This window comes from Niveispirillum fermenti (assembly GCF_048066175.1).
Taxonomy (GTDB): domain Bacteria; phylum Pseudomonadota; class Alphaproteobacteria; order Azospirillales; family Azospirillaceae; genus Niveispirillum; species Niveispirillum fermenti.
Map to the genome: position 1 here is coordinate 130,693 of NZ_JBLTXA010000010.1, position 20,810 is coordinate 151,502.

A 20,810-nucleotide genomic window follows, 5' to 3' on the forward strand; every position below is an offset into this window, starting at 1 on the left:
TGGCAATATATTGATTTTAAAAGCTATTTTTATTGGTAATTTTCTATTGATCTTGAGGGTTTTGAAAATATTCCTGCGAACATGATGGGGGCGCCCGCGATCACCCCGGAACGTTTACAGCCCGTTCCTGTTGGGGCCAGTGCCGGTGTTTCCTGATCGGCACCCTATCCCACGAAGGACAGAACCCATGTTCATGCACAATAAACGGCTGATGTATACGGTGCGCGTCGGCGCCCCCGATCCGAAGCTGGCGAGCTTGATGCTGGAACAGTTCGGTGGCCCCGACGGGGAACTGGCCGCGGCGATGCGCTATTTCACCCAGGGACTGGGCGATGACGACCCCGGCCGCAAGGATATGCTGATCGATATCGCCACAGAGGAATTGAGCCATCTGGAGGTCATCGGTTCCATCATCGCCATGCTGGGAAAGGGCACGCGCGGGCGTCTGGCCGAAGGGGTGGATGCGGGCGCCGGGTTGCTGACCAGCCTGACGGCCGGTGGCGAGAGCCATACGCTTTCAGTGCTCTATGGCAGCGGTCCGTCGCTGGTGAATTCCGCCGGCGTGCCCTGGACCGCCGCCTATGTCGACAGCCGGGGCGATCCGACCTGCGACCTGCGGTCCAACATCGCGGCAGAAAGCCGGGCCAAGATCATCTATGAGCGGCTGATCAACATCACCGACGATGCGGGCGTGAAGGACGCGCTGACCTTTCTGATGACCCGGGAGATCGCGCACCAGAAATCCTTCGAGAAGGCGCTCTACGCCATTGAGGATAACTTCCCCCCCGGCAAGCTGCCGGGCGATCCGAAATTCACCGACAGCTATTACAATTCCAGCCAGGGGGAAGGGGATACCCGTGGCCCCTGGAACCAGGGCGAGGACTGGGAATTCATCAGCGATCCGGACCGGATGGCTGCCGTGGATGGGGGCTCCGGCGAGGCGTCGGTGAAGCTGAGCGCATCGGATTCCCGCGCGCTCAACCGGATGATGGAACGCACGGCCTCCCGCGCCGATGGCAACCCGCTGACGGGCGCGGAGCTGGGCAGCGGCGCCCAACTGGACATCGGCGGCCGTCCATTGTCCTGAGGAATGTGGGCGCGTTGAGCCTGCTGCCAGGGGGCGTGATACCCCCTTTTTCGGGCTTGCGATATCGATCCGGGTAACCCCGAAAAGCAGGGGCTGTGCGCAGGCACGCACACCATCCCCGGCCGTTATCCCGGAGCCCGTCTGTGATCCATCTGTCGAACAGGAGACAATGTCATGCAGACCACGCATGAGCATCTCGTCGATTGGCTGCGCGATGCCTACGCCATGGAAGTGCAGGCCGAGAAGATGCTGTCGAACATGGCCGACCGCCTGGAGGATTATCCAGTGCTGAAGGCACGTCTGCTGCAGCATGTGGCGGAGACGCGCAACCAGGCGGTGCTGGTGGAGCAGTGCCTGCATCAGCTCAATGCCGACACGTCCATGCTGAAGACGGGTATCGGTGCCATCACCGGAACGGCACAGGCCTTCTCCGGCGTCTTTGCTTCAGACGAGGTCGTGAAGGGTGCAGTGTTCGGCGCGGCTTTCGAATATTACGAGATCATCAACTACAAGATCCTTGTCATGGCGGCGGAAGCCGCCGGGGAAACAGGGATCGCCGCAACGCTGGAACGCATCCTGGACGAGGAACGGCGAATGGCGGAATGGATGCAGGACAACTTGCCCACCATCCTGGGCGAATATCTCATGACCGGCAACAAGCGGTGATCCGCCGGTCTGCGCATGACGGATCACGCCCTGCGTGTTTCGAAAGGAAACTTGCCTTTCTGTGGAATGCCGGATCCCGGTGGGTGCAACTCACCGGGATCCGGTACGGCGGCGACCACCGCCGCACCGCACATGCGGCGTCGCCATGCCCACGAATGTGGGCACCGGCGATTGACATACCGGTGATCGGTTGGGATCACCGGGACTGGGTATAGGCCGGTGACTGCCGGCCCGGCGCTTGAGGTGCCGAAAATCTTGGCCATCGGTCAAGATTTTCGGCCGCCGGTATAAGTGTCGGACGGAACTTCCGGTGTCGTGACGGCGTTATCGCCGGTCTGTGAGTTTCAAACGGTTTCGACAAGTTACACTTCTTGTCCTTGAATGTCGCCGTCACCCCGACGAAAGCCGGGGTCAAGAATGGCGGGCGCTCTGTCCTTCCAACGGGACCCCGGCCATCGTCATGGGTGGCGGAATGGAAGCAGTCTTGTGCAGAGTAAGCTGAAAGGTCCCACACCAGCGCCGTGGGCGAGGGCGTCCGGTTTTGACCGGTCTGCATGGCGGTAAATCCGGCCCCGGACCCCAGGCAATCCTCATAGAACCCTATACAATCAGGAGCAGTCCAATGACCAAGCAGCCTAAGGACCTGAACGACTTGTTCTATGAAACGCTGAAGGATATCTACTTTGCCGAGAAGCAGATCCTGCGCGCCCTGCCAAAGATGGCGCGCAAGGCCAACGCCGAGAAGCTCCGCCAGGCTTTCGAGCAGCACCGCACGGAGACCGAAGGCCAGATCGAACGGCTGGAGCAGGTGTTCGAAATGATCGGCAAGGCACCGCGCGGCAAGACCTGCGACGCCATCGTCGGCATCATCGACGAAAGCAAGGAGGTGATGGAGGATTTCGCCGACAGCGAAGCGCTGGACGCCGGAATCCTGTCCGCGGCGCAGGCGGTGGAGCATTACGAGATCAGCCGTTATGGCACGCTGATCGCCTGGGCGGGTCAGTTGGGCCTGACCGACGCTGCTTCCCTGCTGGAGGAAACACTGGCGGAGGAGAAGCGCACGGACTCCGCTCTGAGCAAGCTGGCTACGGCCCGCGTCAACGCCAAGGCGGCGTGATGCCCTGGCCGGGACCGTCGGGCTGGCCGATGTGCCGGGTTCGACGGTCCCGGCTTCCAGCCCGCCGTTGCTGGTGAAAAGGTGGGAAAATGGCGCATCGGCCTGCATTTTCTCCTGCCGCTTACCAGACGCACACAATGTCACCAACCGCTTGGGTCACCAACCGCTTGGGTCACCAACCGCTTGGGCCGCCAACCGTCTGGGTCGCCAACCGTTTGGCGGCGGGAGAGGAAAGGGGTGCCGTCCCGTGTCTCGGCCCCATCCCCCAGTCCCATTCCTGCAAAGCATGAAGGAACGGAGTGTAGATCATGAGTGGAACCAATGCTGCCGACTGGGCCTATCTTGTCCTTCTTGTAGGGGCGCCCATCCTGTTCGCCATCGTCATGATTTATGTCTATACACGCCGTCGTACCAAGCGACCGCCCCCCATCGACTGGAACAAGAGAGCGTCGGACACGGCTTCCGGCTTACCCTCCGGTGCCAAACGCGGCCCCCCGGACTGATACCAGTTCTTGGTCAGCACGCCTCGACGGGACACGGGCATTGGGTATATCCGGCGGGCACGCGATCAGACCAACGGCTCCCAGCGCAAGGCAGGGGCTGTTTCCACGACGATGCGGCGGATTGCACGCTCAAGAATGTCGGTGGCGGCCGTCGGCACGCGGTCCAGCGGCCGGACCATGACAAGGGTGCGGTTCAGCACGGGCGGGTCCAGCGGGGCGGCGGTCAGTCGTCCGTCCGTCACCATGCCCTGCACGGCCGAATAGGGCAGCAGCGTATAGCCCTGGCCCGACCGCACCATCTCCAGCAGGGCCGGCAGGCTGTCCACATCGACCCGCACATTCAGTTCCAGCCCGTGATCGATGCGCAACTGGTCCAGCAGCAGGCGCAGCCGGTTTGGCCGCGCCGGCAGGATCATGGGCAGCGCCCCAAGATCGCCGGCGCTGACCGGTACGGGTGCCGTCAGCCGTCCGGCCGCCCCGACCACCAGGATCGGTTCGCGCAGCAACGGCGTGGTCACCAGCGGGCCGGGCGACCGGTCCTCGTACAGCACGGCCACGTCCAGCCGGCCCGACAGGACCCAGCCATGGATGGAGGCGCTGAACCCGTCCAGCAATTGCAGGCTGACCTTGGGGTGATGTTCCAGGAACCAGGCCGACAGGCGTGGCAGCAGGGGCAGGGCCAGGGAACTGGACACGCCGAAGCTCAGGCTGCCGGCGGGTTCGGCCGACAGGGCCGTGACGGCATCGCGCGCGACCTGGGTTTCCCGCAGCAGCCGCCTCGCATGGTCGGCCAGCACCTGTCCGGCTGGCGTCGGCGTCACGCCCCATCCATGGCGCACCAGCAGATCCGTGCCCAGATCCAGTTCCAGCGCCCGCATCTGCCGCGAAAGCGCCGGTTGGGCCACGCGCAGGACGGCGGCGGCCTTCGACAGGCTTTGCAGTTCGATGATGCGCACGAAATAGGAAAGCTGCCGCAGGTTCACATGCCACCCCATGCCGTTCCGGTATCAGACCGGCCATACCCTATCCTGTGTGCATGGGGTGCGGGAGGGGCAAAGCGATGCGCCCACCCCTGCCGGCACGGATTTCAGTGTCTCGTCCTGGCGCACGACCGGACCTTGCAGCGGCGCCCCTTCTACGGTTGGCACGTCAAACAGTCAGTGCGATGCCGGCGCGTCCGGCCAGGGCATCATTGCGGGATGGCGGGTGCCTCCCGGATCAGCCGGCCGAATTCCTGCGCCGTCTGCGATGCCGCCTTCCCGGCGGCCGGCGTGATCGCCGTCAATTGCAGAAAGCCGTGGGGCAGGGTGGGAAATTCCCGGTAAAGCACGCGGACGCCCGCCTTTTCCAACCGTTGGGCATAGGCCCGGTTGCTGTCGCGCAGCGTGTCGAAGCCGGATGCCGCCAGCAGCGTCGGTGGCATCCGGCTGACATCGGCCGCCAGCAGCGGGGAGATTTCGGGCAAGGCCAGATCCCGGCCGGGGAACACCCGCGACAGCACATATTCGGTGAAGGCGTAATCCAGGCCGAACCCCTCCCCGAACAGCCGGAAAGAAGCGTAGGTCTCCACCATGGTTTCCACCGACCGGTTGTCGACGGCCGGATAATACAGCAACTGGCAGGCGGGGGCGGGCTTGCCGGATGCCTGACGCCGGGTCGTCACGGCCACGGACAGGTTACCCCCGGCGCTATCGCCGCCGACACAGATGCGGGACGGGTCGCTGTCCCAGGTCCCGGCATTGGCGCTGGCCCAGGCATAGGCGTCCTCCGCATCCTCCCATGCGGCGGGATAGGGGTGTTCAGGTGCGAGGCGGTAATCGACGGAAACGATGACGACCTGCGCCTCATCCGCAAGCCGGCTGATGGCGCGATCCACGGCCCCGACATCACCGAAAAGCCAGCCACCGCCGTGGTAATAGACCAGCAGCGGCAGCGTCCCCCCGGCCTTGGGCCGATAGATGCGGACCGGTATCTGTCCGCCATGGCGTGCCGGCACCGCCGCATCCCGGACCCAGTCCATGGCGGGGCCGGGCAGGGTATGCTGCATCCAGCGCAGGTTGGCATCGTGGCGCATGGCGGCCAGCTCCTCCGCCGTGGCGCCGGGGTCGGCCGCCGGCTCATCGGTCTGTTCGGCTTCCGCTTCGGCGCCGTATTCCTGCTTGAACAGATACTGCACCCGGACATCCAGGGGCTCGCCGTCCCGTACCGCGCGCTTGCCGCCCACCTGATCCAGGAACCAGGCGTCAGGTTTGCGGGCCAGTTCCGCAATTTCGGCTTCCCTGGCCTCCCCGGCCGCATGGACCGGTACGGCGATACCCGCATGGAGCAGGAAAAGAATGGCGGGGATGATCGATCGATGGCGCATGCAACCCTCCTGGTGTTTTTATTGAAGGGCCAGGGTACAGGTGGCGGGTTGTGGTGCCGCGCGTGGCATTGGGTAAGGTGCCGCCATGTCGGGTAATACAAGGGCATGGACAATGCCCGTTGGTATCAGCGGCCGATCATGGCTGCGGATGACGGATCCGATCAGGGATCGGCGGCCACCGCCGCCTGGTTGCGGCCGGCCGACTTCGCCTCGTAAAGGGCCGCGTCGGCGCGGTTGAACATCCGTGTCTGCGTCTCCCGTGCGGGGTCCGCCTGGGCCACACCAATGCTGATCGTGACGGACAGGGACAGGCCCTCCAGCCGGAAGGGTGCGCCGCCGACGGCCTCATGGATGCGATCGGCGGCGATGCGGGCGGCGGCGGCATCGGTGTGCGACATCAGCACGGCGAACTCCTCTCCGCCATACCGGGCCAGCAGGTCGGTTTCGCGCAGCGCGCCGGCAATACGCTGTGCCACCTCACGCAGGACCGTGTCGCCGACCAGATGGCCGAAATTGTCGTTGATCTCCTTGAAATGATCCAGGTCCAGCATCAGCACGCAGAAGGGCTGTTGATGGCGCAGGTTGGCACTCCATTCCTGGTCCAGCCTTTCCATGAAGGCGCGGCGGTTGTGGATGCCGGTCAGTGCGTCGCGGGTGGCCAGTTCGGCCAGCCGGTCATTGGCTTCGCGCAGGCTTTGCGTGCGTTCGGCGACCCGTGCCTCCAGCATGCTCTTGGCTTCACTCAGCTTCGCGATGCGGCTGCGTTCCAGCAGCATGACCATGCCGGCCCCCGCCGACAGCAGCACGATCAGGCTGAGGAACCGGATCCAGCTCCGCTCGTGCCAGACATGGGGGACGATGACGGTGACGACACGCTCGGACACGATGGCCGTATCCGCGTCCAGCGCCCGCAGATACAGCCGGTAGCTGCCGGGCGGCAGGTTGGTGTAGGAGGCGACCCGCCGGCCGATCCCCGCCTGTACCCAATCCATGTCGAAACCTTCCAGCCTGTAGGCATAATGCACCTGGCTGGCATTGGCATAGTCCAGCAGGCTGAATGCCACCTCCAGCCGCCGGTTGTCGGCCGGCACCCGGATGGCGCGGGTGCGGCCGGGCAGGTTCAGGGCGCTGGCGTTCACAGCCCGGTTGCCGGCCGTCACCGCAGTCACGGCCAGCGCATCCAGGAAGCGGGGCGGCTGGATCAGCGAGGGCTGGACAAGGGTCAGGCCGTTCGTGCCGCCGAAGACCAGCCCCCCATCGCTGATCGTGGTCACCGACCCGGGCAGATAGGAGAAAACATTGCCGATAGAAGCGGGGTTGACGCGCGTCACGCTGAAATCGACCGTGTCGATGGCGGCCAGACCGTTGTCGGTGCCGGCCCAGATGCGTCCGTCACCGCCCAGGGCCAGGCTGGCGATGGTATTGCTCGGCAATCCATGCGCCTTGGAGACCGTCTGGAATCGCTGGACGGTCTGGGTGGGGCCGTCCAGCATGACCGCCACGCCGCCGCCCACGGTTCCCACCCACAGCCGGCCGCGACTGTCATGCACCAATGCGCTGACGAAATCGTGGGGCAGCCCGTCGGTGCGGCCGGGCACGCGGTGGATACGCCTGAACTTGCCGTCCCTGGTCATCAGGTTCAGGCCATTGGCCGTGCCAACCCACAAGGCGCCGTCGCGCTCGGGCAGGATGGCCCAGACCTCGTTGTTGGACAGGCTTTGCGGATCGGCCGGGTCGGTCGTGTAGAGCCGTCCACCGCCACCGGCCAGCGGTTGCCGCGCCAGACCGTAATAGGTGCCGATCCAGAGATCGTCCCCCGTGGATGCCAGGGTCGTCACGTCGCGATTGACCGGGCCCGGCAGCGGCATGCCCGTGATGCTGTCGGCCCCGTCGGCCGGAGCCAGCCGGTAAAGGCCGGCCGCACCGATCCACAGGTCCCCGCTGCCATTGCCGACAAGGCCATAGATGGGGGTACTTGCCGGCAATCCGCCGCTTTCGGACCGACCAAAGGGCGTGATGCGACCGTTGGACAGGTCCAGCCTGTCCAGCCCGCCATCGTCCTGCCCGATCCACAGGCCGTTGCGGGCATCCGCCCACAGGCTCCAGACGTCGCGGCCGGAAAAGCCGCGCGACCGGCCCGTCGCGATGCTGGCGATGCCCGACGGCACGGCGTTGTGGCGGGCCACCCCCATGTTGGTGGCGACCCAGACGACGTCGCCACGATCCTTCATGATGGCGCGGGTGAAATTCCCCTTCAGCGCCCGCGGGACATTGGGATCGGCGCGTATCAGGCTGAGCCGGTCCAGGCCGGTATCATATTCGGCCACACCGCCGCCGAACAGCGAGATCCAAAGCACGCCGGGCCGCTCTTCCACGATGCCGCGCACGGTGTGGCGACCCAGGCCCGTGTCGGGTCCCGTCAGGCGCGGGTGCGACTGTGCCGCATCGCCTCCGGCCGGCACGGTGACGATGCCGCCGCCATTGGTGCCGATCCATACCTGGCCGGTCGTGTCCTGGTAGAAGCTCCAGACCCCGGTTTCCAGGGCATGGGCAGCGGGCTCGTCCTCCCCCTTCAGCACCTGCCAGTGCCGGCTGCCGGCCGCGCGCCGCGCCATGCCCTTTTCCGTGCCGGCCCACAATGTGCCGCCCCTGTCCCGGAAAACGGCGAACACATAGCCCGGGGGGAAGCCATCCTGTCCCGCCCGGACCCGCTCTGCCACCGTGATGTCGGCCCGCACGCGGTCCAGTCCGGCGATGGTCGCCACCCATACCCCACCGGCCCCGTCCGATGCCAGGCCATAGACCTGCACATGGCCAAGCCCGTCGGGCCCGGCGCCCAGTGTCGTGAACCGGTCCGTCCGCGGATCGTAGAAGGCGACACCGGCGGTATGGGTGCCCAGCCACATACCGCCGCCGGGCGCCGGCTGCAGGGCCCGCACGAAGCCGTTGGGCAGCGTGCCGGGATCGGCAGGGTCATGGTCGAAGGTGCGCAGACTGTACCCGTCGAAGCGATTCAGGCCGCCCAGCGTGCCGATCCAGATGAACCCCGTCTCATCCTGGGCCAGGGCCATGACGGTGTTGTTGGACAGGCCGTCGGTTGTGGACAGGTTGTCGAACCCCACTTCCGCCCGGTCCATCAGCACCATGGACGGGTTCGCGGCCAGGGTCGCCGGGCCGGCAAGCAAGAAGGCGACAAGAAATGTCAGGATGGCTATCAGCCGAAGGAAAGGAGACGGCCCGTTGCCGTCCAAAACGCTTCCCTTGTCCTGGCCCCACCAAGGCACGTCTGCATACCCCGCGCTTCATGCTGTCCGACCATCCTATCTCAACTTTCTGCATAAATAACAAGGACAGGTTGGATTGCTGATGCGCCATATCGACGGTTGCATTTCAAAACATGAAGACGCGCGACGAAGGGGGAAAGAAAAGCAACAGCGGGTTGTGGGTCGTTAACATTGAAAAGCTTGATCCATGTCATGGCCGGCACTTGGTGCGTTGCTATCATGGTTCGGTCGGGAAATGGAAAGCAGGCGCGATATCAAGCACCTGACGAAGGGACCGGAATGCTTGGGTTGAAAAGGATCGCAATAGGCACCAGCCGGGAGAATGTCGCCTTCCTCTCGCGGGCCTGCACGCCATACCGCGCCGCGGCGTTCGAGGGGCAGGAGAAGGTGGAGGTGGTGGCCGGGGGGCGGCGGCTGGTGGCCGCACTCAACCTTGTGGATGATCCCGCCATCCTGCCCCCGGACTGTCTGGGCCTGTCGCAGGAGGCGTTCTCCCGTTTCGGCCTGCCGGAGGGGACGATCGTCCGCCTGGACCATCCGCATCCGCCGCGCAGCCGTGACGCGCTGCAGGCGAAGATCGAGGGGCGGGAACTGGATGGTGATGGCTATCGCGCCATCATCGACGACATCGCCCATCATCGCTATGGCAAGGTGGAGGTGGCGGCCTTCCTGGTGGGCTGCGGTGCCTTCATGACCACGGCGGAGACGCTGGCCCTGACCCGTGCCATGGCCGATGTGGGGGAGAGGCTGGAATGGCCAGGCGCGCCGCTGGTGGTGGACAAGCACTGCATCGGTGGTATTCCGGGCAACCGCACCTCCATGATCGTGGTGCCCATCGTGGCTGCCCATGGCCTGCCCATGCCCAAGACCTCGTCGCGGGCCATCACCTCGCCGGCCGGCACGGCCGACACGATGGAGGTGCTGGCCAATGTGGAGGTGGGCCTGGACCATATGCGGGAGATCGTGGCCGCGGTGAAGGGATGCCTGGTCTGGGGCGGGCACGTGAAGCTGTCGCCCGCCGACGATGTGCTGATCGCCGTGGAACGGCCGTTGAACATCGATACACGCGAACAGATGGTCGCCTCCATCCTGTCCAAGAAGAAGGCAGCCGGTTCCACGCATCTGGTCATCGACATGCCCGTGGGTCCCAGCGCCAAGCTGCGCAGCGCTGCCGACGCGGCAAGGCTGCGCAAGCTGTTCGAACATGTGGGGGATGCCATCGGGCTTAACCTGCGCGTGACCCTGTCGGACGGGTCGCAGCCCGTGGGCCGCGGGATCGGTCCCGTGCTGGAGGCGCGCGACGTCATGGCCGTGCTGGAAAACAGCCCCACGGCCCCGGAAGACCTGCGCGAACGGTCCCTGTCACTGGCCGGGCGCATCCTGGAATTCGATCCGGCGCTGCGCGGCGGGGCCGGGATGGCGCGGGCGCGCGACCTGCTGGAAAGCGGCGCCGCGATGAAGGCCATGCGCCGGATCATGGAATTGCAGGGGCCGCCGCCGCGCATCGCCACGCTGGGGGCGCTCCAGCGGGAGGTGGTGGCCGATCATGATGGCCGCGTCGCAACCATCGACTGCTACCGGCTGGCCCGCATCGCCCGGCTGGCCGGTGCCCCCTTTGACCCCGGTGCCGGCATCGACCTTCTGAAGAAGGTGGGCGACCCTGTCCAGGCCGGTGAACCGCTTTACCGCATCCATGCCGAGCGGGAGGTGGAATTCCGCTTTGCCTGCGGGCTGGCGGCGGAGGCGTCGGGCTATCACGTCAACGGCAATAACGGCAACGGTTCCGCCAGCGCCCTGGGAGACATCCATTGAGCGTCGACAAGCACGGCAGTGCAGACCTTTCCATCACGTTCCACGGGGCGGCGGGTGCCGTCACGGGTTCCTGTTTCCTGGTGCGTCATCAGGGTGGAGCATTGCTGGTCGATTGCGGCATGTTCCAGGGCAGCAAGAGCGTGCAGGAACTGAACTACCGCGATTTTCCCTTCGATCCGGCGGATATCTCCGTCCTGTTGCTCACCCACGCCCATATCGACCATAGCGGCCTGATCCCCAAACTGTATCGTCATGGCTTCACCGGCCGCATCATCGCCACCAGCGGCACGGCCGACCTGCTGACCTTCATGCTGCCCGACAGCGGGTTCATCCAGGAAACCGAGGTGCGGCGCCTGAACCGCCGCAACCGCCAGCGCGGCAGCCGGGAGGTGCAGCCGATCTACACGCGGGCGGATGCCGAACAAGTGCTGTCTCGCATCCAGCCTGTGGACCGCGACGTCTGGATCGATGTGGAGCACGGCGTGCGCGCCCGGTTCTGGGATGCCGGGCATATTCTGGGGTCCAGCTCGATCGAGCTGGAATTGCCCGGTGCCGACGGGCCCGTGCGCCTGCTGTTTTCCGGTGATATCGGGCCGGGTGACAAGCCCTTTCACCCCGACCCGCATGGCCCGGCGCGGCCTGACTGGCTGGTGGTGGAATCCACCTATGGCGGCCGTGACCGGCCGATCGTGACGGCGGATGAGCGGCGCGCCATGCTGGGGGCCGAACTGACGGCGGCGCTTGCCCGCGGGGGGCCGGTGCTGATCCCGGCCTTTGCCGTGGAACGCACCCAGGAACTGCTTTACGATCTGGACCGGCTGTTCGACGAGGGGGCGCTGCGGCCGGTCAGCGTCTTCCTGGACAGTCCGCTGGCGATCAACGTCACCGGCGTGTTCGACCGCCATCTCCCCGATATCAACGAAAAGGGGACGCCACCGCCCTTTTCCCGCGGCAACCTGCACCTGACGGAGGATGTGGAGGCCAGCAAACGGCTGAACCGCATCACGGGCGAGGCCATCATCATCGCCGCCAGCGGCATGTGCGAGGCCGGACGTATCCGACACCACCTGAAGAACAACCTGTGGCGCCAGTCGGCCACGGTGCTGCTGGTGGGGTATCAGGCGCCCGCCACGCTGGGGCGCCTGCTGCAGGAAGGCGTTTCCCGTGTGCGCATCCATGGGGAGGAGGTGCAGGTCCGGGCCAAGATCCGCACGCTGGATACCTATTCGGGCCATGCCGACCGGTCCGGCCTGCTGCGCTGGACACTGGACCGTCTGCCCGTGGCGGGCGGCATCTTCGTCGTGCATGGGGAGGAACAGGAGCGGCTGGCCCTGAAAAAAGGGCTGGAGGCGACAGGGATCGACGGCGCCAAGGTCCATGTGCCGGAGTTGGACAGCACATGGGAACTGACCGGCCGTCGCGCCCGCCGGACCGATCCCACGGCTCCCCGCCGGGCAGCCCCGCCCGCCCGCGACTGGCACAATGATTATGCCGCCACCATGCTGGCCCTGTCGGAGAAGGTCCGGGGCGAAAAGGACGACGCGGCGCGGACGGAACTGCTGGCCCGGGTCAAGGCGGCTTTGGGCATGGCAACATAGGTGCATGGCAGGGCTGGCCGCCCGCGCTGTCTGCCGCTATTGATCAGGCGGTTTCACATGACAGCCAGGGGGACGGGAATGCCTGATTTCGCCGCGCGGGCAGAAGAGGCGCTGGCCCGGATCGCACGCTTCGATCCGCATCTTCGCGCCTTCGCGCTGGTCGAGCCCGAATGGGTGCGCGAACGGGCGTGGGGCCAGGACCGGGCTCCGCGGATGGGAGGACCGTTGGCGGGTCGGACGCTGGCCGTGAAGGATGTGCTGGACGTGTGGGGCCTGCCCACCGGCGGGGGATGCCGCACGCCCGTGGTAGGGGACGCGGGGGCGGATGCGGCGGCCGTCGCCGCCCTTTCCGGGGCCGGCATGCTGGTGCTGGGCAAGGCCAACACCGTCGAACTGGCCTTCGGTACCTGGGGCGTCAACCGGGCCACGGCCACGCCGCGCAATCCGTGGGATGCCGCCACCGTCCGCGTGGCCGGCGGGTCTTCCAGCGGATCGGCCGTGGCCGTGGCGGCGGGTCTGGCCGATGCCGCGCTGGGCACCGACACGGGCGGGTCCATCCGCATTCCCTCCGCCCTCAACAATGTCACGGGGCTGAAGCCCACGGGCGGGCGTGTGCCCATGGCGGGGTGTCTGCCGCTCTGCCCGGAACTGGATACGATCGGCCCCATGGCCCGGACGGTGGAGCAGGTGGCGCACCTGCTGGCCGTTCTGGCCGACCCGGCCGCCGGCCCGGCCAACCCTTCGCCACGGCTGGCCCGGCAGGCTGTCTTCGATGCCGCCGCCGCCCTGGCCGCGCCGGTGGCCGGCACCCGGCTGGCTGTGCTGCCCGACCGCTATCTGGATGGTGTCGATGCTGTGGTGGGGGCCGCCTATTTCGCCGCCCTGGCCCGGCTGGAAGGGCTGGGCGCCCGGCTGGTGGAGGCGGCACCACCTCTCTCACCGCAAGCCTGTGTCGAACCGTCGGGACTGCTGATGGCCGGCCGCGCCTGGCGGATATGGCGCGATCGTGTTGATCGTTACGAAACCGAAATAGATAAGGGTGTCCTGTCCCGATTGCGCGGGGGTGCTGACATTCCGGATGCGGAAATATCCAAGATATTGAAGGCCCGTGGTCGGGATCAGCCCGTTTTCCATGCCTGGGCACAGGAGTTCGATGCGCTGCTGACGCCGACCGTGCCCGTTCCAGCCCCCGGGCTGGCCGATCTGGATGAGGGGAAGCTGCCCTTCAGCCGGTATGTCCGCATGGCCAACTGGCTGGACCTGCCGGCGCTGGCGCTGCCCTGCGGAGAGACGGCGGAAGGGCTGCCTGTATCGTTGCAGATTCTGTCCACGCCCTGGCGGGAAGCCATGCTGGTCACGCTGGGGCATGGCTATCAGCGCGTCACGGACTGGGCGGACCGCCGACCCGACCTGCCGGCGCTGGCTGCCGCGACGGCAGAAGGTGTCAGGGCGGGGACAGCACCAGGGGCCCCAGCCTGATCTCTCCCTCTGCATCGGCAGCGACATGGATGGGGGTGGGCGGGCTGTCGCTCCCGTGGATGGACAACAGCCAGTCGCCGGGTCGCACGCTGTCGATGCGGAACAGGCCGCTGCGGTTGGTGAAGAAGGCGATTTCCCGTGCGCCATCAATGCCCTGCGGTATCAGCACCCCCGACAGCAGGGCGGCCGGCATACCGTCCGGACCGGTCAGCGTGCCGGTCAGGCTGACGACGGCGTTGGTGCCGATGGGCACGACCGTTCCCGAGCGATACCCCGGCTGGACGGCGGGCCGATCCTCGCCCAGGTCATAGTTGGCCGGCGCGTCCGGCACATCCAGCAGGATGGGCCGTACCAGATAGGCCGTGATGTTGGGCACGATGGGGCCACCCAGCCAGTCCGTTTCCGCTGCATAGCGGTCGTCTATGGGATCGACCCCGATATCCATGCCGGCCAGGCGGGGATGGGGGGCGATGATGGCGAAGCTGTTGGTGACGGGCCGTGTCACGCCATAATACCCGTCTGCGAAAACCAGGGCTGTGGCGGCCGTCAACTGGGTGCGGTTTTCCAGCCCCTTGATATCGTTCAGGCCACGCCGGACAAGGTCGTGTCTGGCCTGCGCCTCGAATCGCTGGTGGGTGTAGCTGACATTGCCCTGTACCCGGTCGCCGACCGAACCCGGTCCGTTCAGCAATTCCATCCCGCCCGACAGGGCGTCCACCGTGTAAAGCGACTGGAAACGCCAGTCCAGCCGCTGCTGCCGGCTGATCGTATCCAGGTTGAGGCCGGCACTCTGCCGCCCCTTGTCGAAGGTGAAACGGGTGGTCAGGTACAGCCCCGTTTCCTTGCCTCCGAAACTGTCGCGCCCGTGGCTGAAGGTCAGATCGACAGTGCCCGTATCGAACAGGCGCCGGCGCAGGGACAGGTCGACATTATAGCTGTCTTCCTGATTGTCTGTCCGCGTCTGACGGTAACGGCCCCCCAGCGATGCCGTCAGGTCCTCGAACAGGGCCTGACTGATCCGCATGGAGGCATCCAGCCTGGTATCGTTGACGAAGGTGGAACCGAAACTGCGATAATTCGCATCGTACCAGCTTACCTGCGCCGTGATGGATTGATGGTCCAGGATAGAGGTGCCGTTAGTATAGGATCGGTATCGTAACGTTCCACCATATCCTTGCTTTCTGGCTGCTGCCGTTTCATCGGGCTCCCAATCGCGGCGGCGCAGGTAGGCGGCGGGTTCCAGCCCGAACGTGCCAAGGCCCGTGGCCAGCAGCGCTTCCGCCGTCAGGGCCGCTTCGGTCCGGTCCACCTGTGCGCCCAAGGCCATGGTCAGGTTGTCGGTCACACCGATGCGGTGATAGCCCGTGAAGACGGGGTCGCTTTCGGCATAGCGGTAGCGGTCGTCCACAACCTGCGACGGCACCCCCAGACTGTAGCCGAACTCCTGCACACCCGCGGCCAGCAACTGGCTGTCGAAGAAGAAGGGAAAGTCGATCGTCTGCTCACGGCCGAACGCATCGGTGATGCGGATCTGCACATCATTCGTGCCGGATGCCCCGGGAAAATTGTTGAGATTGTAGGGCCCGGCTTCCAGCCGGAAGGAACGGGTGGGCCGGCCATTGACGATGACCTCCACGATGGATGGGTTTTCCAGGATGAATTCACGGGCACCGCCCGGCTGCACGAGGTCGTAGGGACGGATGGAGAAATTGCGGGCGACCGACAGGCCGGCCATGGCACGGCCCACCTGATTGCCCGTGACGGGCACCGACAGGTCGCCTAGCTGGGCCCGGATGCCGCTCTGCGTGAAATCACGCACCAGCCGCACGGGTCCGCGCGACAGGGTGTGCATGGCGTTCTCGCGGTAATAGACCTCTGCCTCCACCACCCAGCCCTTCCAGTTGACGGCTGGTTCCATCACGACCGACAGCGGCCCCCACCCGCTGTCGCCAAGGCCGGAAGGGGTCGAGAGATAGTCGAGCGCGGCGCGCATGTTTATCTGCGCCGATAAATCCGCCTGCGGAATGACGGTGTAGGCCCGCGCCGCCGCGCCGCGTTCCAGCACGGACAGGTCGCGCTGCTTGCGCGCCGCGGCGGGAATGGTGACCCTCACCACCTGCTCCCCGCCATCATAGGCAAGCTGGATGCCGGCGCGTGCCATGCGGGTGGGGTAGGCATGCCCGTCCGGTCCGGCCTGGGCCAGCAGATCGGCGATGGGGGCGTCCTGGGCCAGCGGGCGCAGCAATTCCGCCAGCCGGGTCAGGTCCACCAGGGTTTCCGCCGGGTCCAGCGCCACGATGGCCGGCACCTGTCCCACCTCGAACCCGTCGAAGAATACGGGCAGGTCGGTCTTCTGGGTACGGGGGGCCGGTTTGCGCTGCCCGAACGCCCGCTGGAACAGCTCTGCCGCTGTCGGCTGCTGCGCGGCCGGTGCCGGTTCCGCACCATGGGCGGCCAGCACCGGCCCGCAGGCCGCCAAGGCCAGCAGAGGCAGGATACGGGCCGCCGGACGACGGCCCCCAGACGGAGGCTTTCCGGTGCGCATAACGGGTCAGGGCAGGGACAGCCGGCCCTTCAGCGGCCCGACCGGCAATCCCTCGGGCCAGGGCAGCAGGAAGTCCCGCGTGACGCCCGGCAGGATGTTCTCTCCGGCCAGCCCGCCCAGCCGCTCGGCGGGGATGGAGACGGACCGCCCGCCGGCCTCCATCGTCAGGGTCGGATCCTTCAGGATCCTGTGTGCCGTGCCGTCATTGCGGACCCGAACCAGCATGACGACGCCGTCCGACAACTGGTGGGGGCCGGCTTCCACGACATTGATGGCAGGTCGCGCATCGGGCGGCACCACATAAAGGGACGCCTTGTATTGCACCAGCAGCCGCACCTGGCCGCCCTGGGACGGTGGCCGGCCGATATCGACGTCCAACTGTTCGGCCACCAGCCGGAATGCCAGTTCATGGGATGGATTGGCATCACCCGTCCATTGCACGCGCACCGACTGGTTCTGGTTGGGTTCCAGCACGAGTTGTTCGGGGAAGATGATCCAATCCTCCGACCGTTCGGCCGGCAGGTCCTCCCCGTCGGCCCCCTGGCTGCGCGGGGTGATGTGGATCTCCACGGCGATGGGGTTGGGGGTATCGTTCTCGATCCGGAATATCTGCGTGGCACCGCGGCCCGACGGCGCGAATTCCATTTCGATGGGGATCAGGCGGAAGGCGGCGGCAGGCATGGCCGTGGCCAGCAGCAGGCCCGCTGCCAACAGCGTCGCTTGGATATATCTGGTCATGGCTCGGCCCCGGATCGTTGGATTGTGCGGAAGGAATACATCTTCTGCTCAGGCCTTTGAATCACAAGACTTGGTTGATTGCCACAATTCAAACAAGGCAGCCTGTCACGGTCGCGCGCTTGTGATGAGGATCATGTCTTGCCAGGGTGCTTGTGTGGTAACCAGCGTGCAATCGGATAGGTCACGCCGTGTCACGGGCTGAAAATTGGGGAAAATTCATGTTAATGGGTTCATGGCCGGAAAAACAAATTGGCCCCGAAAGCAATAGTCACGGAATCTTTTTGGTTGCCTATGCTGGTGATTGCGGAATCAGTGACGTTGTTGCAGGATGGGCAGCCAAATCAATCTAGCGTTTATGCACTTGCGCTGACTTGCGGAAATGACTCTCGATCACGCCTTGATGATGGTTAATGCGGCGCCCCTTTTGGGGGCGAGCGCCTTGCTGGCTGTCATCTGGCTGCATGGCCGGCAGGAACGCTATGCACTGTTCTGGTGCGCCGGCTTTGCCGTGGCCCTGCTGCTCATGCCGCTGATGGGCCCGTCCCCGCCGCCGCATACGCTGGTCACCGGCTTCCTGGCCACAATGGCCAGCACATTGTACAATCTTGCCTTCTATCTGCTGGCGCATGGCGCGGCGCTTTACGCGGGGCAGCGTTTTGCCTGGCGGCGCTGGTTTTCGATGGGGGCCATGGTGGCGGTCGTCACGGCAGTGACGCTGGCGCGCGGCGACGCAGTGCTGCGCGAACTGGTGAATGGCAGTTTCGTGCTGGCGGCCTGTGGGGCCGGGGTCCTGTCCATCTGGCGGGTGCGGCCGCGGCGAATGGCGGAATGGACGATGATTGCCGCCTTCCTGGGGGCGGCGCTGATGATGGCCTTCTTCCTGGCCGATGTCGTCATCACGCGCCCGGCCGATACATATGCATTGGAAAATCTGGGCAATCAGGTCGCCTGGCTGGCCCAACCCGTTCTGGTCGTCACCTTCGCCACAGGCGCTGTCGCGGCCGCTTTGTCACGGCTGGTGCGGCAGTTGGCGGCCGAGCGGGGGGCAGCAGAGGCTGTGGCCGAGCAGGCGCGGGCCGCCGATCGGGCCAAGTCGGAATTCCTGGCTACCATCAGCCACGAGATCCGCACGCCCATCAACGCCATCCAGGGCTGTCTGCAGATCCTGGAAACGCATAATCTGAACGCGGCGCAGATTCGCCTGCTGGAGGTGATGGGCGGGTCCAGTGCCACGCTGCTGTCCTTGATCGATGATGTGCTGGACATGGCGAAGCTGGAGGCCGGGCGGCTGGAGATGGTGTCTGGCCCCGTGGATCTGGGCCTGCTGCTGGGCGACCTGATGGCCAGTGTCGGGCCGCGCGCGGAACGCAAGGGCCTGGTATTGAGCCTGCGCACGGGCGATGGCGTGCCGTCTGGTGTCGTCACCGACGGCAAGCGTCTGCGCCAGATATTGCTTTGTCTGCTGGACAATGCCGTGAAATTCACCGAGCGGGGGCAGGTGACGCTGTCCGTGGACCGGGTTGCGTCCCCGCCCAGGGGCCACGCCAGCGCATCCAAGGGAAAGGGGGACGCGCATTGGGTGCGCTTCCAGGTGACGGACACCGGCATCGGCATTCCGGCCGACAAGCTGGAGCAGATATTCAACGTCTTCAACCAGGCCGACAATTCCATCAGCCGGCGATTTGGCGGGACGGGCCTGGGGCTGGCCATCGCCCGATCGCTGACCGACATGCTGGGCGGTGTCCTGACCGTGGATAGCGGCCCCGAACAGGGCAGCGAGTTCAGCCTGTGCCTGCCGCTGGTGGCCCTGACCGTGCAGCAGCCCGATACGCCGCCCCGGATGATGGAGCCTGCGGCGATGACTTCCACCATGGTGCCGGTTGCGGATTTGTACGGTGCCGGGCTGGGAGAGCGGCCCGTCATCCTGCTGGTGGAAGATGATGAGATGAACCGTCTGGTGACGACGGAATTGCTGGTGCGGTACGGGGCGGAGGTGATGCAGGCCGCCAATGGGGCGGAGGCACTGTCCATCGTGCGCCGTCGCCCCGTGGACGCCGTGGTCATGGACCTGTCCATGCCGGAGATGGATGGGCTGGAGACGGCCCGCCGTCTGCGCAGCCTGCCGGGCTCGGGCGGTCGCGTGCCCATCGTGGCCCTTTCCGCCAATCTGACGGCCGATATCAGGCAGCAATGCCGCGATGCCGGTATCCAGGCCTTTCTGCCCAAGCCCTTCCGGCTGGAGGATGTGGGCGCCGCCCTGTCCAGTGTGCTGTCCCGGATGTCCAAGCCGGCGGCATAGGCCGCTGTCCCGCTCTGCGTTCTGCAATCCTACCCCGCCTTCTGCCCGCGCCACCCTTATCTCAGCCCGGGCTACCCTGATCGGTCCTGTCCGGTTCCGCATGCCGGCCGTAGCCTTTGCGGGGTGTGGCCCCGCCCGGCGGGGCGGATGCGGAAAGCGGAGACGATGTCGCCAACCCAGCGCGTATTGAGCCTTGCCGTCGTGAACAGCGTCGGCTTCTCCGCCACCACGGCAATGGCCCTGTGGATCACCTCGGTGCAAGGGCTGCTGCCGGTGGAGCCATGGTGGGGCAGTGTGGTCGGCGCCTGCCAGCTTGGGGCGGCTGCCATGTCGAACCTGGTCGCCCCCTACCTGTTCCGCCGTGTCTCATGCGAGGAACTGGCCAGGGCCGCCGCCCTGTTCGCGGCGATCTGCGCGGGTTTCATGGCGGCGGGCCATGCCCCCTGGCTGTTTGCCGCCGGTGCCATCGGGCTTGGTGTCGGGCATGGTCTGATGCTGAACGCCGCCAATGCGTTGCTGGCACGTTCCCATGCCGTCCAGGGCAATTACGCCACGGCCCAGATTTGTGAGGTGGCCTTTGCCGCCAGCTTCTACTTCGCGGCGGGGACCATCATCGACCTGTTCGGCCTGCGGGCCATCTTCCTGATCCTGTCGGTCCTGGCTTTGCTGGCGGCCCTTCTTATGCACCGGCTGTCCCTGTCCGGACGCAGCCCCCGCGATGCGCCGGGGGCGCCGACAGATGGTGCGATCGGCTGGCGTGGTCCGGCGACGGCCCTGGCCTTCATTCTGTTCTTCGTCGGGCAGGCATCCTTCTATCAGCATCAGGTGGCGATCGGCAGCCGGCTGGGCATCGATCCGCCGGCCATGAGCCGACTGATGGCGCTTGCCACCATGGGCGGCATGATGGGCGCGGTGGCCGCCAAGATGGCGGGGCTGCGTTTCGGGCTTGTCCGTCCGTTGATGGTGATCCCGCTTGCCCTGGCCCTGGTGCTGATCATGGCGGTCCGCACGCAGGACGGTTTGATCTTCGCCATCTGCGCCGTAATGATCCAGTCCCTGACGATCGCCATCATCCCCTATGTCTTCACGATCCTGGCCACCCTGGACCCGACGGGCCGTCTGCCGTCCCGCGGGCCGGCGCTTCTGCTGCTCGGCGTTGCCGGGGGGCCGCTGCTGGCGGAGGTTTGCCTGCGGAAGGGGGGCTATGGGCTGGTGGGCGTGGCGGGGGCCGCCATTGTCCTGGTATCCGGCCTTCTGTTCATGATGACGGGGCGGGGCATCCGCGGCGGCGTGCCCCGGGCCGCCTGATCCGGTTGC

14 protein-coding genes are annotated in these 20,810 nt (G+C 66.0%); 9 read left to right on the forward strand and 5 right to left on the reverse strand.

The window, feature by feature from the left end:
• Positions 1 to 187 precede the first annotated feature (187 nt).
• The 4 genes from ACM9LZ_RS12735 (at position 188) to ACM9LZ_RS12750 (ending at position 3,373) form a co-directional block, all read left to right on the forward strand.
• The gene (locus ACM9LZ_RS12735; RefSeq protein ID WP_416619849.1) at positions 188 to 1,087 is read left to right on the forward strand and encodes a manganese catalase family protein; all 900 of its coding nucleotides are present in this window, start codon (positions 188 to 190) and stop codon (positions 1,085 to 1,087) included.
• Positions 1,088 to 1,261: 174 nt separating this feature from the next.
• Complete coding sequence (locus tag ACM9LZ_RS12740) at positions 1,262 to 1,753, forward strand: ferritin-like domain-containing protein (protein WP_416619850.1); 492 nt, start codon at positions 1,262 to 1,264, stop codon at positions 1,751 to 1,753.
• A gap of 622 nt (positions 1,754 to 2,375) precedes the next feature.
• Positions 2,376 to 2,870 (forward strand): YciE/YciF ferroxidase family protein, encoded by a 495-nt coding sequence (locus ACM9LZ_RS12745; protein WP_416619851.1) that lies wholly within the window; start codon positions 2,376 to 2,378, stop codon positions 2,868 to 2,870.
• Positions 2,871 to 3,178: 308 nt separating this feature from the next.
• Positions 3,179 to 3,373 carry a hypothetical protein gene (locus ACM9LZ_RS12750; protein WP_416619852.1) on the forward strand — a complete coding sequence of 65 codons (195 nt, stop codon included), beginning with the start codon at positions 3,179 to 3,181 and terminating at the stop codon, positions 3,371 to 3,373.
• Positions 3,374 to 3,438: 65 nt separating this feature from the next.
• On the opposite strand, the gene ACM9LZ_RS12755 is transcribed toward ACM9LZ_RS12750, so the two are convergent.
• From ACM9LZ_RS12755 to ACM9LZ_RS12765, 3 genes are all read right to left on the reverse strand, one after another.
• The gene (locus tag ACM9LZ_RS12755; RefSeq protein WP_416619853.1) at positions 3,439 to 4,368 is read right to left on the reverse strand and encodes a LysR family transcriptional regulator; all 930 of its coding nucleotides are present in this window, start codon (positions 4,366 to 4,368) and stop codon (positions 3,439 to 3,441) included.
• A 194-nt stretch (positions 4,369 to 4,562) separates the two neighbouring features.
• Positions 4,563 to 5,738 carry an alpha/beta hydrolase gene (locus tag ACM9LZ_RS12760; RefSeq protein ID WP_416619854.1) on the reverse strand — a complete coding sequence of 392 codons (1,176 nt, stop codon included), beginning with the start codon at positions 5,736 to 5,738 and terminating at the stop codon, positions 4,563 to 4,565.
• A 161-nt stretch (positions 5,739 to 5,899) separates the two neighbouring features.
• On the reverse strand, positions 5,900 to 8,923 hold the full coding sequence (locus ACM9LZ_RS12765) for a ligand-binding sensor domain-containing diguanylate cyclase (protein WP_416619855.1): 3,024 nt from the start codon (positions 8,921 to 8,923) through the stop codon (positions 5,900 to 5,902).
• A 378-nt stretch (positions 8,924 to 9,301) separates the two neighbouring features.
• Here ACM9LZ_RS12765 and ACM9LZ_RS12770 point away from each other — a divergent pair, with 378 nt between their 5' ends.
• The 3 genes from ACM9LZ_RS12770 to ACM9LZ_RS12780 all read left to right on the forward strand — a co-directional run bounded on the left by ACM9LZ_RS12770 (position 9,302) and on the right by ACM9LZ_RS12780 (position 13,911).
• A complete protein-coding gene (locus ACM9LZ_RS12770; RefSeq protein WP_416619856.1) occupies positions 9,302 to 10,834 on the forward strand; it encodes a thymidine phosphorylase family protein in 1,533 nt (510 codons plus the stop codon).
• On the forward strand, positions 10,831 to 12,432 hold the full coding sequence (locus ACM9LZ_RS12775) for an MBL fold metallo-hydrolase (RefSeq protein ID WP_416619857.1): 1,602 nt from the start codon (positions 10,831 to 10,833) through the stop codon (positions 12,430 to 12,432). Before ACM9LZ_RS12770 ends, ACM9LZ_RS12775 begins: the two co-directional genes overlap by 4 nt.
• A gap of 78 nt (positions 12,433 to 12,510) precedes the next feature.
• Positions 12,511 to 13,911, forward strand: coding sequence for an amidase (locus ACM9LZ_RS12780; protein WP_416619858.1), 1,401 nt, complete (start codon positions 12,511 to 12,513; stop codon positions 13,909 to 13,911).
• On the opposite strand, the gene ACM9LZ_RS12785 is transcribed toward ACM9LZ_RS12780, so the two are convergent.
• Together ACM9LZ_RS12785 and ACM9LZ_RS12790 are read right to left on the reverse strand one after the other, a co-directional pair.
• Entirely contained in the window at positions 13,877 to 16,456 is a 2,580-nt protein-coding gene (locus tag ACM9LZ_RS12785; protein WP_416619859.1) for a fimbria/pilus outer membrane usher protein, read from the reverse strand. The two genes, ACM9LZ_RS12780 and ACM9LZ_RS12785, sit on opposite strands and share 35 nt — an antisense overlap.
• A gap of 6 nt (positions 16,457 to 16,462) precedes the next feature.
• A complete protein-coding gene (locus tag ACM9LZ_RS12790) occupies positions 16,463 to 17,194 on the reverse strand; it encodes a fimbrial biogenesis chaperone (RefSeq protein ID WP_416619860.1) in 732 nt (243 codons plus the stop codon).
• A 439-nt stretch (positions 17,195 to 17,633) separates the two neighbouring features.
• Between ACM9LZ_RS12790 and ACM9LZ_RS12795 the strand changes: the two genes are divergently transcribed.
• Positions 17,634 to 19,493, forward strand: a complete 1,860-nt coding sequence (locus tag ACM9LZ_RS12795) for an ATP-binding protein (RefSeq protein ID WP_416619861.1) — start codon at positions 17,634 to 17,636, stop codon at positions 19,491 to 19,493.
• 165 nt (positions 19,494 to 19,658) lie between these two features.
• Positions 19,659 to 20,801, forward strand: a complete 1,143-nt coding sequence (locus ACM9LZ_RS12800) for a hypothetical protein (protein ID WP_416619862.1) — start codon at positions 19,659 to 19,661, stop codon at positions 20,799 to 20,801.
• Positions 20,802 to 20,810 lie beyond the last annotated feature (9 nt).